We start from the raw sequence: 12,860 nt of genomic DNA, 5'->3' as shown, positions 1-12,860 counted from the left end.
CCCGAGGGTGGAAGCCATGGCAGGTACGGACCGCGAGAAGGCCCTTGAGAACGCACTCGCTCAGATCGAGCGGCAGTTCGGCAAGGGCTCGGTGATGCGCCTGGGCGAGAAGGCCAACGAGCCGATCGACGTGATCCCCACCGGGTCCACCGCCCTGGACGTCGCCCTCGGTGTCGGCGGTATCCCGCGCGGCCGGGTGGTCGAGATCTACGGCCCCGAGTCCTCCGGCAAGACCACCCTGACCCTGCACCTGGCGGCCAACGCCCAGCGGGCCGGCGGCACGGTCGCCTTCGTCGACGCGGAGCACGCGCTCGATCCCGAGTACGCCAAGAAGCTCGGCGTGGACACCGACGCCCTGCTGGTCAGCCAGCCGGACACCGGTGAGCAGGCGCTGGAGATCACGGACATGCTGATCCGCTCCGGCGCTGTCGACCTGATCATCATCGACTCGGTCGCGGCGCTCGTCCCGCGTGCGGAGATCGAGGGCGAGATGGGTGACTCGCACGTCGGTCTGCAGGCCCGGCTGATGAGCCAGGCGCTGCGCAAGATCGCCGGTGCGCTGAACCAGTCGGGCACCACGGCGGTGTTCATCAACCAGCTGCGCGAGAAGATCGGCGTCATGTTCGGCTCGCCGGAGACCACGACCGGTGGCCGGGCGCTGAAGTTCTACGCCTCGGTCCGGCTGGACATCCGCCGGATCGAGACCCTGAAGGACGGCACCGAGGCGGTCGGCAACCGCACCCGCGTCAAGGTGGTCAAGAACAAGGTCGCCGCGCCGTTCAAGCAGGCCGAGTTCGACATCCTCTACGGCATCGGCATCAGCCGCGAGGGCGGCCTGATCGACATGGGCGTCGAGCACGGCTTCATCCGCAAGTCCGGCGCCTGGTACACCTACGAGGGCGACCAGCTCGGCCAGGGCAAGGAGAACGCCCGCAACTTCCTGCGGGACAACCCGCAGCTCGCCGACGAGATCGAGCGGAAGATCAAGGGCAAGCTCGGCATCGGCCCGAAGACCGAGGAGCCGGCCGAGGGCGAGGCGGCTGCTGCCGCCGACGGCGCCGCGAAGCCGATCACCGCGACCGCCGCCAAGACGGCCGCGGCGAAGAAGACGGCGGCGGCCGCCAAGGCCTGAACCGTTGACGCAGCACGACGCAGTGGGCGAGGGCGGCCCGGCGGGTCCGGACGGCGACGACTACGGGCCACCGGACTGGTTCGCCGCCGTGGCGGGGGAGCCGGAGCCGCCGTTCGAGGCGACGCCCCGGGCGCGGTCGCAGTCCCGGAAGGGGCGGCGGCGGGAGCGGTCCTCCGCCGCACAGTGGGCATCCGGTTCGGAGCCGGAGTTCGACCGGGAGCCGACCCGGGCGGTGCGCGGCGCGGCGCCCGGGCCGGCACCGGCGGAGCCGTCGGTCGGCGAGCTCGGGTTGGTCTCCGCCTCAGAACTGCCCACCGGCCGTCGCAGGCGGCGCTCGGCACTGGCGGCCGAGGAGTTCGACGAGGCCGGCTTCCCGGCGGCCGGCGAGGGCCGGGGCGAGGCCGGGGCGGTCGGTCACGGGGGTGTGACCGCCCCGGCCCCGCACACCGGTCCCGGCGCGCGTCGTGGGCGGCGCGCTGCGGCCGGGCGCTCCGCCGGGCACGCCTCGGACGAGACAGGCGCTCCGGGTGACGAGCACGACCCCTCCACCCGTACCGGCCGAACCGGGCGGAAGCGGGCCGGGGCCGAGGAGACGGCCGATCCCGAGACCCGCGCCCGCGACATCTGCCTGCGGCTGCTCACCGGCGCCGCCAAGAGCCGCAAACAGCTCGCCGACGCCCTGCGCAAGCGGGAGATCCCGGACGACGTCGCCGACGAGGTGCTCACCCGGCTCGAAGAGGTCGGGCTGATCGACGACGCGGCCTTCGCCGCGGCCTGGGTGGAGTCCCGGCACGCCGTCCGGGGCCTGTCCCGGCGGGCGCTGGCCCAGGAACTGCGCACCAAGGGCGTGGCCGCGGATCTGGTCGAACAGGCCGTCGCCCAGCTCGACCACGACGACGAGACCGAGGTCGCCCGGGCGCTGGTCGACCGCAAGCTGCGGTCCACCCGGGGGCTGGACCCGCAGGTCCGGATGCGGCGGCTGGTCGGCGTGCTGGCCCGGCGCGGCTACTCCGAGGGGCTGGCGTTCCGGGTGGTGCGGAGCGCGCTGGACGAGGAGGAGCCGGGCGAACCGTCAGGAACCGGGAGGGCCTGGTGACCGTCCGGTAGCCATTGCGTACGCTTCTTGGTCCAGTCCAGGTCGAGTCTTGACCGTTTCGTGACCCGCACCTAGCCTCGCACTCAGTGCGGGGGCGCTTCCGGACGGCGGTCCACGCCGGGCGGCGGACAGCGGTGACGGGGAGTGGGCGGCATGAGGATCTCTGCGGGCACCGGACCGGACACCTCCCTGCTGCCACTCGCCGGGTCGGCCGGCGCCGTCCTGCTGCTCCTCGCCGTCCTGGTCGGGCTGCTGGCCAAGCGGCTCCGGGCCGCCCAGCGGCGCGCCGGCGTCGAGGCCGAGCGCGTCCGCGGCTGGGCCGAGCAGCAGACCTCCCGGCAGCGGGCCGAACTCGCCCGGCGCGAGGAGCAGTTGGCCGAGGAGTTGCGCCGGGTCCGGACCAGGGAGGACGAACTCGCCGCGCGCTCCGCCGAGCTGGAGCGCACCCGGGGCGAGGCCGAGGCGCTGGTGACCCGCCGGGTGGCGGTGCTGGAGCGGGCCGGCGGACTCTCCGCCGAGCAGGCCCGCGCCGAACTCCTGCGCGAGGCCGCGACCACGGCCCGGCGGGAGGTCGCGGTCACGGTCCGGGAGATCGAGCGCGAGGCCAGGGAGGAGGGCGAGCGCCGGGCCCGGGGCATCCTCGCCGGGGCGATCCAGCGGCTGGCGTCGGTGCAGACCGCCGAGACGGCGGTCACCGTCTTCCGGCTGCCGAGCGAGGACATGAAGGGCCGGATCATCGGCCGCGAAGGCCGCAACATCCGTGCCTTCGAGGCGGTCACCGGCGTCAACCTGATCATCGACGACACCCCCGCGACGGTGCAGCTCTCCTGCTTCGACCCGGTCCGCCGGGAGACCGCCCGGCTCACCCTGGAACAACTGGTCGAGGACGGCCGGATCCACCCGACCCGGATCGAACACGTCCACGAGCGCAGCCGCGAGGAGGTCGAGCAGTGCTGCGTCCGGGCCGGTGAGGACGCCCTGCTGGACGCCCGGGTCGGCGGGATGCACCCCGAACTCGTCCGCACCCTGGGCAGTCTGCGCTACCGGGTCTCGTACGGGCAGAACGTGCTCGGGCACCTGCTGGAGTCCGCGCACCTGGCCGGGATGATGGCCGCCGAGCTCGGGGTGGCCCCGGAGCCGGTGCGGCGGTCGGCGCTGCTGCACGACATCGGCAAGGCGCTCACCCACGAGGTCGAGGGCAGCCACGCGGCGGTCGGCGCGGACTTCGCCCGCCGGCACGGGGAGTCCCCGGAGGTGGTGCACGCGATCGCCGCGCACCACGGCGAGGTGGAGCCGCGCACCGTGGAGGCCGTGCTCACGCAGGCCGCGGACGCCTGTTCGGGCGGGCGGCCCGGGGCGCGCAAGGAGTCGCTGGAGGTGTACGTGCGGCGGCTGGCGCGGCTGGAGGAGATCGCCCGCGCGCACGAGGGCGTGGCCGAGGTGTACGCGATGCAGGCGGGGCGCGAGGTGCGGGTGATGGTGCGGCCGGAGGAGGTGGACGACCTCGGGGCGCAGCTGATCGCCCGGGAGGTCGCCCGGCAGGTCTCCGAGGAGCTGACCTATCCGGGCCAGATCCGGGTGACGGTGGTCCGGGAGAGCCGGGCCATCGCGGTGGCGAGTTAGGCCCTGTCCCACCCTGTCCCACCCTGTCCGGCCCGCGCCAGGGGTGCACGCCCGGGGCTCGCGCCAGGGACCTACGCGCTGGGGGAGTCCACCTGCTGGGGCGCCTGGCGGGCGGCGGGCTCCGGCGCTGGGCTCTGGTCGGGTTCGGGTTCGGGTTCGGGTGCGCCGGCGAGCGGGGCCGGCCCGCCCCGGGCGCGGTCGGCGAGCGCCAGCAGGTCCTCGGCGGCGGCGCCCTGGGTGGCGCCGACCAGGTGCCCGTCCGGCCGGATCAGCAGCACGGTGTGCGGCCCGGCCTCCGGGTACTCCTCGGTGACCAGCACTTCGGCGGGCACCGGCAGCGCGGCGGCGACCTCGGCGAGCCGGGGCATCAGGCCGGCGCCCAGCCAGTGCTCGGCGGACCAGACGGCGGTGCCGGGGGCGACCAGCAGCAGCAGGAAGGTGACGCCGAGCCGGGCGTGCAGGTGGTCCGGGGTGCCGTCGGCGGCGAGCACCGGCAGGTCCGGGACGAGCACGCCGGGGGCGGTGGCCGGCAGCAGTTCGCTGAGCGAGGTGGTGCCGCGGGCGCCGCGCTGGACCGGCACCCGGCCGGGGACGCCCGAGGGCGCGGCCGGGTAGGCGGGCGCGCCGCCGAAGCGGCCGGTGCCGAGCTGTCCGTCGGCGAGCAGCGGTGCGTGCTTGCGGAAGCCGCCGACCAGCAGCGAGCGCCGGGTCTGCTGCCAGCCGCGCAGCGGGCGCAGCAGCGGCATGGACTGGTCGACGGCGCGCAGCCGGGCGCCGACCGCGCCGCGCCGTTCGGCCTCGTAGCCGTCCAGCAGGGAGCCGCCGGGTTGCGGGCCGCCGGAGTGGAGGTGCCAGGCGAGGGAGAGCCGCCAGGCGAGGTTGTCGGCGTCGCGCAGCCCGTCGGCCAGGTTCTGCATGCCGAGCGCGCCGTGCAGGTGGGCGGCGTCGCCGGCGAGGAAGCAGCGGCCGCTGCGGAACCGGGCGGCGAGGCGCTGCTGGGCGGTGTGGTCGGCGGCGGCGAGCAGGTCGAAGCGGGGGAGTTCGCCGCACCAGCCGGTGAGGGTGGCGGTGACCCGGGTGAGCAGGGTGTCGCCGGTGACGACGCCGGGCCAGGTGGCGTGCGGGTCGACGGTTTCGGTGGGGGCGGGCCGCCCGGGGGGCAGCCGCCAGTCGAGCCGCCAGACGCCGTCCGGCAGCGGGCGGGCGGAGGCCTCGCGGTCGCCGCGCCACGGGGGCTCGCGGTGCAGCCGGGCCTCGTGGAAGGGCAGGTCGACCCGGACGGTGGCGATGGCGTTGCGGTCGACGGCGGGGCGGCCGGGGAAGCGGATCTTCAGGAGCTTGCGGACGGCGGATCTGGCGCCGTCGCAGCCGACCAGGTGGCTGCCGCGCCACCAGGTGCTGGAGCCGTCCTGGGTGCCGTGGGTGCGGACGCTGACGCCGTCGCGGTCCTGTTCGAGTTCGACGACCCGGCTCAGCGGGACCAGCCGGACCAGCGGGGTGCCGGTGAGGGCGTCGCGCAGGCCGCGCTGGAGGCGGTGCTGGGGCAGGTGGAAGGCGGGGGAGTCGGTGAGGTCGATCCGCAGGACCTCCTGGCGGCGGCGCCAGACGGTGAAGGAGTCCCAGAGGGCGGAGTCCGAGACGGCCCGCGGGTAGCCGATCCGGGTGAGGAAGGCGGCGGTGTCGGCCCCGAGGACGACGCTGCGCGGGCCCTCGGGGCAGAGCCCGGAGCCCTCGTCCAGGACGATGGTCGGCACCTCGTGCCGGGCGAGGGCGAGGGCCAGGGCCAGACCGACCGGTCCGGCCCCGACCACGATCACCGGGTCCATGCGGTGACCTCCGGGCACGAACCGGCCGATGGGCCGGCGTCAGTTACCGCTGCCGCATATGCCGCGTGGATGCTCCCGGGAGGTGTCACGAAGAGCAATGCAACAGTTCACCTGCGTGTGCGTCAAGCAGCAGCTGAAGTGCGCCGGTTCGCGCCGCGACGGCCGCGCGCTTCGATCCACCGGGCGAGGGCGGTCAGCAGCAGGCACATGGCGATGTAGATCGGACCGATCACCAGCACCACGGGGATGTAGGGGAAGCCCGCGGCGTTGATCGGCTGGCTGGCGATCGCCTTGCCGACGAACAGCAGTTCCTGGTACGTGATGATCAAGCCGAGCGAGGTGTCCTTCAGGGTGACGACCAGCTGGCCGATCATCGTGGGCAGCATCGAACGGACGGCCTGCGGCACCAGGATGGAGGCCATCACCTGGGTCTTGCGCATGCCGAGCGCGTAGGCCGCCTCGCCCTGGCCGCGCGGGACGGCGTTGACGCCGCTGCGGATGATCTCGGCCTGCACCGAGCCGTTGTAGAGGGTGAGGCCGAGCACCAGCGCCCACATCGGCTCCTTCGCGAAGAACGCGTAGTACAGCGCGACGATCAGGATCAGCAGCGGCATCGCCCGGAAGAACTGGACGAAGCCGACGGCCGCCCAGCGGACCGGCTTGTGGTCGGAGAGCTGCCCGGCGGCGAGCAGGCCGCCCAGGGTGAGCGAGAACAGCGCGGCCAGGCCGAAGGCCTTCAGGGTGGAGAGCAGGCCGTCCACGATGCGCTGCTGGACGGTGTTGTACTGGAACGCGTCCCACATCTGCGGGTCGAACTGGCCGTTGTCGGAGAGCGCGGTGAAGACGTACCAGAGCAGGGCGGCGACGCCGATCAGCGCCAGCGCCCCGAACAGCTGGTACCGGAAGCGGGCCCGCGGGCCGGGGGCGTCGTAGAGGACGCTGGCCGTGGGGGTGCGGGTGAAGAGGTTACTCATCGGGCCACCGCCAGTCGGGATTCCAGGACGCGGAACAGCGTGGCGACCGTGGCACTGATCACCAGGTAGGCGCAGGCCACCCAGAAGAAGATCCCGAAGATCGCGTAGCCGCGCTCGGAGAGGGTCTGCTGGACGCTGTACAGCTCGCTGACGCTGAAGGCGCCGGCGATCGCCGAGTTCCTCGGCAGCGCGATGAACACGCTGCTCAGGGGGGCCAGGACGGTCCGGGTGGCCTGCGGCAGGATGATCAGGGTGAGGGTCTGACCGAAGCTCATGCCGAGGCTGCGGGCCGCCTCGGCCTGCCCGAGCGGCACGGTGTTGATGCCCGAGCGGATCACCTCGCAGACGAACGAGGCGGTGTAGCCGCCGAGCGCCAGCACCGCGAAGGTGAGGTGGCTGAAGTGCACCCCGAGCGGCGGCAGGCCGAAGGTGACGGCGAAGAACAGCAGGGTCAGCGGCGTGTTGCGGAACAGCGTGACCCAGGTGGTGCCGAAGGCACGCAGGACCGGCACCGGGGAGACCCGGAAGGCCGCCAGCAGGGTGCCCAGCAGCAGGGCGAGCAGGGCGCTGAGCGCGCTCAGCTCGATCGTCTGCAGGAAGCCGTCGCGGAACAACGCGAAGTTGTCCTGCTCGAACAGGAACCCCATCCGGCGGCCCTCCTCTCATCAGATGGTCAGGACGGATGGTCGGGCGTGGACCGGATCAGTAGCGTTCGAGGGCCGGCACGGCCGGCGCGGCGGAGCCGGACGCGCCCAGGGTCGCGTCGTAGGCCTTCTTCCAGTCGCCGTTGTCCTCGTGGGCCTTGAGCGCGTCGCCGATGGCGTTGCGCAGGACCGCGTCGTCCTTGTTGAGACCGACGCCGTAGTTCTCCTTGGTGAACGGCTTGCCGACCACCTTGAGCTTGGGGGCGTACTTGGAGGCGTAGCCCTTGAGGATCGCGTCGTCGGTGGTGACCGCGTCGACCTCGCCGGACAGCAGCTTCTCGACGCAGGCCGAGTAGGTGTCGAACTGCGTGATCTTCGGGTTGTACTGCTGGATGTTCTTGATCGAGGTGGAGCCGGTGGCGGTGCAGATGTTCTTGCCGCCGACGCTCTCCGGGCCGGTGATCGAGGTGTTGTCGGCCTTCACCAGGAAGTCCTGGCCGGCGATGTAGTACGGGCCGGCGAAGGAGACCGTCTTCTTGCGCTCGTCGTTGATGCTGTAGGTGCCGACGTAGAAGTCGATCTGGCCCTTGGCGATGGCCGGCTCGCGCTGCGAGGAGACCAGCGTCTGCCACTTGATCTGCTGCGGGCTGAAGCCGAGGTCGGCGGCGACCATCTTGGCGATCTCGATGTCGAAGCCGCTGCGGTCGCCGCTGGCGACGTCCTCGAAGCCCAGTCCCGGCTGGTCGGCCTTGGCGCCGATGATCAGCTGGCCGCGCTTCTTCGCCTCGGCGAGGATCGCCGAGTCGATCTTGACGTCGGTCTTGACCGTGTAGGCGGGCAGCGCCGGGGCGTTGCCGCTGCTCGCGGCGGTGGCGCCGGGGGAGCCGTCCTTGCCGCAGGCGGCGGTGGCGGTGAGCGCGACGGCACAGAGCGCGACGGCGAGGGTGCGACGAGTCCTCATGAGGGTTGTTCTCCTGGGAGCTGGGCCACGGCTAACCGGGCTCTGGCGTCTGGAAGGTGCGTGCACGGGCAGGGCCGCCCGGCGTCCTTGCCGGCGGCGGCCCCGCGTCGTCTCGAAGCGTCAGTGGTGGAGGATCTTCGAGAGGAAGTCCTTGGCACGGTCGGAACGCGGCGCGGTGAAGAAGGCGTCCGGGGTGTTCTGCTCGACGATCCGGCCGTCGGCCATGAACAGCACGCGGTTGGCGGCGGAGCGGGCGAAACCCATCTCGTGGGTGACCACGACCATCGTCATGCCGTCGGCGGCCAGCTGGCGCATGACCTCCAGCACCTCGTTGACCATCTCCGGGTCGAGGGCCGAGGTGGGCTCGTCGAAGAGCATCACCTTGGGCTTCATCGCCAGCGCCCGGGCGATCGCCACGCGCTGCTGCTGGCCGCCGGAGAGCTGGGCGGGGACTTTGTCCGCCTGCGCGCCGACGCCGACCCGCTCCAGCAGCCCGCGGGCGGTCTTCTCGGCCTGCGCCCGGGCGATCCCGCGCACCTTGACCTGGCCGATGACGACGTTCTCCAGCACCGTCTTGTGCGCGAACAGGTTGAAGCTCTGGAACACCATGCCGACCTCGGCGCGCAGCCGGGCCAGCTCCTTGCCCTCGTCGGGCAGCGGGCGGCCGTCGATGGTGATCGTGCCGGAGTCGATGGTCTCCAGCCGGTTGATCGTCCGGCAGAGCGTCGACTTGCCGGAGCCGGACGGCCCGATCAGGACCACGACCTCGCCCTGGACGATCTTCAGGTCGATGTCCTGCAGGACGTGCAGCGCGCCGTAGTGCTTGTTCACGCTGCTCAGCACGACCAGGGGGGCGGCTGCAGGGGTGGAGTCCTCGACCGGATTCTCGGCCATCGCGCCTGCTCCCTCGTGTCGGCCCGTGAAAGTCTGAACTCCCTTGGGCGGCAATGGTGGTACGAAATCCGGGAGCCGCGACCGGCGGAGCCGCAGCCCCCGGTGGGCCGACCATAGGAGTGATGACGACGTGCCGTCAGCCGATCTGAGCGGAACTTGAGGATCACGAAACGGCCACACGCTGCTCGCGGGCTGTTCGCCGGGGCGCCAACGGGGCATGTGACAGCGGGCGTCCGCGCCGGCGCGCCCTGTCCCGTGGCAGCCGGCGAGCCCCGCCCCGTGGCAGCCGTCGGGCGACCGAGCCTGGCGCCGGGCCGCCCACTGGCTCATACTGCGCAGGACCGGGGCCCGACCAGGCGGTCCCGGCGATCAGGTGGGGGAAGGAGGAGAGCAGGATGCGATTGCTGCTCGTCGAGGACGACGAACGCGTGGCCGCCGCGCTGGTCGCGGTACTGGGCCGGCACGGCTTCCAGGTCCGGCACGCCCGCAGCGGGCACGAGGCGCTGGACGCCCTGGTGCCGGACGGAAACGACCCGTACCGGGTGGTGCTGCTCGACCTCGGGCTGCCCGACCGCGACGGCTTCGAGGTGTGCAGCCGGATCAGGGCCGGCAGCGGCGTCCCGGTGATCATGGTCACCGCCCGCGCCGACATCCGCTCCCGGATCCACGGCCTCAACCTGGGCGCCGACGACTACGTCACCAAGCCCTACGACATGGGCGAGCTGCTCGCCCGCATCCACGCGGTGGCCCGCCGCGGCGCCGCCCCCGCCTCGGTGGCGGTGCCCGCGCCCGACGCCGTCCCGCAGCAGCGCGGCCCGCTGGAGTCCCGCGGCATCCGGATCGACCGGGAGCGCCGCCGGGTCAGCGTGGACGGCCGGGACGTGCCGCTCACCCGCAAGGAGTTCGACCTGCTCGCCCTGCTCGCCCAGAGCCCCGGCGTGGTCTACCGGCGCGAGCAGATCTTCAGCGAGGTCTGGCGCAGCGGCTGGGAGGGCAACGGGCGCACCCTGGAGGTGCACATCGGCTCGCTGCGCAACAAGCTCGCGCTGCCCGGCCTGGTCGAGGCCGTCCGCGGCGTCGGCTACCGCCTGATCCCGGAGTCCCCGGCGCCCGCCGCGGACCCGGCCCCGCCCGCCCCCGCGGAGCGCTGACCGCACGTGCGCACCCGCCTGCTCGGCATCCTGATCGCCCTCATGCTCTGCGTCCTGGCCGCCCTGGGGCTGCCGCTCGCGGCGGCGGTCGCGGCGGCCGAGCAGAGCAGGGTGGTCGTCGACCGGCTCGACGACGCCGCCCGCTTCGCCCAGGACCTGCCCACCTCCGGCCCCTCGGCGGTGGAGTCCGCGCTCAAGGGCGACCCGGAGCCCGCCCCCGGCGACGTCAGCCGCCGGCGCGCGATCGACGCCGAGGTCCGCCGCTACCACGACCTGTACGGCGTGCGACTGGGCATCTTCCAGCGCGACGGCGTGCCGATCGCCGCCGCCCCCGCCGACTGGCGGGTGCCCCGCGGTTGGGGTGCGCAGGCCTTCCAGGAGGCGCTGGACGGGCGGCGCAGCCACAACCCGCCCCAGGTCTGGCCGTGGACCGACGACCGCACCCTGACCGTCGCCACCCCGGTGGTGCGCGACGGCGACGTGGTCGCGGTGGTGCTCAGCGAGTCCCCCACCGGGGCGCTGCGCACCCGGATCCTGCACAGCTGGCTGGTGATCGGCGCCGGCGAGGCCGCCGCGATGATCGTCGCGGTGCTGCTGGCCGGCCGGCTCACCGAGTGGGTGCTGCGCCCGGTCCGCACCCTCGACCGGGCCACCCACGACATCGCCACCGGCCGGATGGCCGCCCGGGTCGCGCCCGGCGGCGGCCCGCCCGAGCTGCAGCGGCTGGCCCGCTCGTTCAACGAGATGGCCGACCACGTGGTGCTCGCCATGGACCAGCAGAAGGCCTTCGTCGCGGACGCCTCGCACCAGCTGCGCAACCCGCTGGCGGCCCTGCTGCTGCGGGTCGAGGTGCTCGGCCTGGAACTGCCCGAGGGGCACGAGGAGGAGCTCGGCGGCGTCCGGGAGGAGGGCGTCCGGCTGGCCCGGGTGCTGGACGACCTGCTCGGCCTGGCCACCGCCGAGCACGCCCGCCCCGAACCCGAGCAGACCGACCTCGCCGCGCTCACCCTGGCCCGGGTCGACGCCTGGCGGTCGGTCGCCGAGCAGCGCGGGATCGAGCTGCGCTGGGAGGGCCCGGCGCTCGCCGTCGGCATGGCGGACCCGATCGGCTTCGGCTCCGCCCTGGACGCCGTGCTGGACAACGCGCTCAAGTTCGGCCCGGCCGGCAGCGGGGTGCGGCTGAAGGTCTCGGTGCGCCGGGACGAGGTCGCGGTGACCGTCACGGACGCCGGGCCCGGCCTCGCCGAGGACGAGCTGCCCCGCGCCGGGGACCGCTTCTGGCGCAGCCCGCGGCACCAAAACGTGGACGGCTCCGGGCTCGGCCTGTCGATCGCCCGCACCCTGCTGGCGGCGGGCGGCGGTTCGCTCGCCTTCGCCCCGGTCGAGCCGACCGGGCTCGCGGTGACGCTGACGGTGCCGCGGCCGGAGAAGCGGTAGCCCGTACGGGCCCGCAGCGCCCGTACGATTTCCGGGCTTCCGGGCTTCACCGAGCGGTGGATCTCAGGGCTCCACCTTCAGGGCTTCACCGAGCGGTAGTAGCGGGCCGCGCCCTCGTGCAGCGGGAGCGGGTCGGTGTAGACGGCGGTGCGCAGGTCGACCAACTGGGCGGCGTGCACCTGGGAGCCGATCTGGTCGCGGCTGTCGATCACCGCCCTGGTCATGCCCTCGACCAGGCCCGGGTCCACGTCGTCCCGGGTGATCAGCAGGTTGGGCACGGCCACGGTGGCGACGGCGTCCTTGGGGTCGGCGTTCGGGTAGGTGCCCTTGGGCATGGTGGCCGCCCGGTAGGCGTCGGTGCCGCCGCCCTCCATCTTGTGGATGGCCCCGGCGAGGTCCCCCAGCGGCACGACCCGCATCCGCATGTGGTCGGACAGGTCGGTGAGGGCGCTGGTCGGCAGGCCGCCGGACCAGAAGAAGGCGTCGAGCTTGTTCTCGCGCAGCTGGTCGGCGGCGTCGCCGACGCCCGCCGACACCGGGACGATGTCGTGGTCCGGGTCCAGGCCGGCCGCGGCCAGCAGCCGCCTGGTCACCAGGTTCACCCCGGACTGCGGCAGGCCCACGCCGACCCGCAGCCCCTTGAGGTCGGCCGTGCGGTGCACCGTCGAGGAGGACGGGACGATCAGCTGGAGGTAGTCGTCGTACAGTCGTGCGATCGCCCGCAGCCGGTCCTTGCCCGGGCCCTGGTAGTCGGCGACGGCGTCGGCGGTGGCGATCGCGAAGTCGTCCTGGCCGCTGGTCACCCGGGCCAGGTTGTCGATCGAGCCCTCGGTGTTGTCCAGGGCCAGCCGCACCCCCGGCATGGCCTTGGCGACGTGGGCCTCCAGCAACTGCCCGTACCGGTCGTAGACGCCGCGCTGCACGCCGGTCGCGAAACGCGTCTCGCCGCGCGGGTAGCCGGGCGAGCGACCCGCCGACAGCCACCAGCCGCCCAGCCCCGCGACCAGCAGCACCAGCACCAGCACCGTCCGCCACAGCGGGCTGCGGGCCGCGGTGCGGACGGCGGCGCCGAGACGGGACGGGGTGGTGGGGGTCATGCAGGGATACTGCCAGGCGCTCCGC

11 protein-coding genes are annotated in these 12,860 nt (G+C 73.5%); 5 read left to right on the top strand and 6 right to left on the bottom strand.

What is annotated here, in order from left to right; genetic code table 11:
- The first annotated feature begins 16 nt into the window (after positions 1–16).
- The 3 genes from recA to rny all read left to right on the top strand — a co-directional run bounded on the left by recA (position 17) and on the right by rny (position 3,851).
- Positions 17–1,132: a recombinase RecA gene (gene recA / locus ACFWPI_RS14735; RefSeq protein ID WP_380336442.1), complete on the top strand. Its 1,116-nt coding sequence runs from the start codon at positions 17–19 to the stop codon at positions 1,130–1,132.
- 4 nt (positions 1,133–1,136) lie between these two features.
- Positions 1,137–2,228 carry a recombination regulator RecX gene (recX, locus tag ACFWPI_RS14730; protein WP_380377587.1) on the top strand — a complete coding sequence of 364 codons (1,092 nt, stop codon included), beginning with the start codon at positions 1,137–1,139 and terminating at the stop codon, positions 2,226–2,228.
- 153 nt (positions 2,229–2,381) lie between these two features.
- On the top strand, positions 2,382–3,851 hold the full coding sequence (gene rny, locus ACFWPI_RS14725; protein ID WP_380377588.1) for a ribonuclease Y: 1,470 nt from the start codon (positions 2,382–2,384) through the stop codon (positions 3,849–3,851).
- A gap of 71 nt (positions 3,852–3,922) precedes the next feature.
- Here rny and ACFWPI_RS14720 read toward each other — a convergent pair whose 3' ends face one another.
- From ACFWPI_RS14720 to ACFWPI_RS14700, 5 genes are all read right to left on the bottom strand, one after another.
- Positions 3,923–5,677 (bottom strand): FAD-dependent monooxygenase, encoded by a 1,755-nt coding sequence (locus ACFWPI_RS14720; RefSeq protein ID WP_380377590.1) that lies wholly within the window; start codon positions 5,675–5,677, stop codon positions 3,923–3,925.
- 122 nt (positions 5,678–5,799) lie between these two features.
- Complete coding sequence (locus tag ACFWPI_RS14715) at positions 5,800–6,651, bottom strand: amino acid ABC transporter permease (protein WP_380377592.1); 852 nt, start codon at positions 6,649–6,651, stop codon at positions 5,800–5,802.
- A complete protein-coding gene (locus tag ACFWPI_RS14710; protein WP_063349327.1) occupies positions 6,648–7,298 on the bottom strand; it encodes an amino acid ABC transporter permease in 651 nt (216 codons plus the stop codon). Before ACFWPI_RS14710 ends, ACFWPI_RS14715 begins: the two co-directional genes overlap by 4 nt.
- Before the next feature lie 55 nt (positions 7,299–7,353).
- On the bottom strand, positions 7,354–8,256 hold the full coding sequence (locus ACFWPI_RS14705) for a glutamate ABC transporter substrate-binding protein (protein WP_380377594.1): 903 nt from the start codon (positions 8,254–8,256) through the stop codon (positions 7,354–7,356).
- A 120-nt stretch (positions 8,257–8,376) separates the two neighbouring features.
- Positions 8,377–9,150: an amino acid ABC transporter ATP-binding protein gene (locus tag ACFWPI_RS14700; RefSeq protein WP_380377596.1), complete on the bottom strand. Its 774-nt coding sequence runs from the start codon at positions 9,148–9,150 to the stop codon at positions 8,377–8,379.
- A 395-nt stretch (positions 9,151–9,545) separates the two neighbouring features.
- Between ACFWPI_RS14700 and ACFWPI_RS14695 the strand changes: the two genes are divergently transcribed.
- Entirely contained in the window at positions 9,546–10,301 is a 756-nt protein-coding gene (locus ACFWPI_RS14695; RefSeq protein WP_350880177.1) for a response regulator transcription factor, read from the top strand.
- 6 nt (positions 10,302–10,307) lie between these two features.
- Positions 10,308–11,738 (top strand): sensor histidine kinase, encoded by a 1,431-nt coding sequence (locus ACFWPI_RS14690; protein ID WP_380377598.1) that lies wholly within the window; start codon positions 10,308–10,310, stop codon positions 11,736–11,738.
- A gap of 77 nt (positions 11,739–11,815) precedes the next feature.
- Here ACFWPI_RS14690 and ACFWPI_RS14685 read toward each other — a convergent pair whose 3' ends face one another.
- The gene (locus ACFWPI_RS14685; protein ID WP_079135875.1) at positions 11,816–12,835 is read right to left on the bottom strand and encodes a TAXI family TRAP transporter solute-binding subunit; all 1,020 of its coding nucleotides are present in this window, start codon (positions 12,833–12,835) and stop codon (positions 11,816–11,818) included.
- Positions 12,836–12,860: the final 25 nt, after the last annotated feature.

The organism is Kitasatospora sp. NPDC058492, assembly GCF_042720685.1.
Lineage (GTDB): Bacteria > Actinomycetota > Actinomycetes > Streptomycetales > Streptomycetaceae > Kitasatospora.
This window is presented reverse-complemented; position numbering and strand designations above follow the sequence as displayed.

What these genes read in the sequence shown, in the direction of transcription:
- ACFWPI_RS14710 (WP_063349327.1), bottom strand. Translation starts at nt 7,298, where the DNA reads ATGGGGTTCCTGTTCGAGCAGGACAACTTCGCGTTGTTCCGCGACGGC.
- ACFWPI_RS14715 (WP_380377592.1), bottom strand. Translation starts at nt 6,651, where the DNA reads ATGAGTAACCTCTTCACCCGCACCCCCACGGCCAGCGTCCTCTACGAC.
- ACFWPI_RS14700 (WP_380377596.1), bottom strand. Translation starts at nt 9,150, where the DNA reads ATGGCCGAGAATCCGGTCGAGGACTCCACCCCTGCAGCCGCCCCCCTG.
- recA (WP_380336442.1), top strand. Translation starts at nt 17, where the DNA reads ATGGCAGGTACGGACCGCGAGAAGGCCCTTGAGAACGCACTCGCTCAG.
- ACFWPI_RS14695 (WP_350880177.1), top strand. Translation starts at nt 9,546, where the DNA reads ATGCGATTGCTGCTCGTCGAGGACGACGAACGCGTGGCCGCCGCGCTG.
- ACFWPI_RS14720 (WP_380377590.1), bottom strand. Translation starts at nt 5,677, where the DNA reads ATGGACCCGGTGATCGTGGTCGGGGCCGGACCGGTCGGTCTGGCCCTG.
- ACFWPI_RS14705 (WP_380377594.1), bottom strand. Translation starts at nt 8,256, where the DNA reads ATGAGGACTCGTCGCACCCTCGCCGTCGCGCTCTGTGCCGTCGCGCTC.
- rny (WP_380377588.1), top strand. Translation starts at nt 2,382, where the DNA reads ATGAGGATCTCTGCGGGCACCGGACCGGACACCTCCCTGCTGCCACTC.
- ACFWPI_RS14685 (WP_079135875.1), bottom strand. Translation starts at nt 12,835, where the DNA reads ATGACCCCCACCACCCCGTCCCGTCTCGGCGCCGCCGTCCGCACCGCG.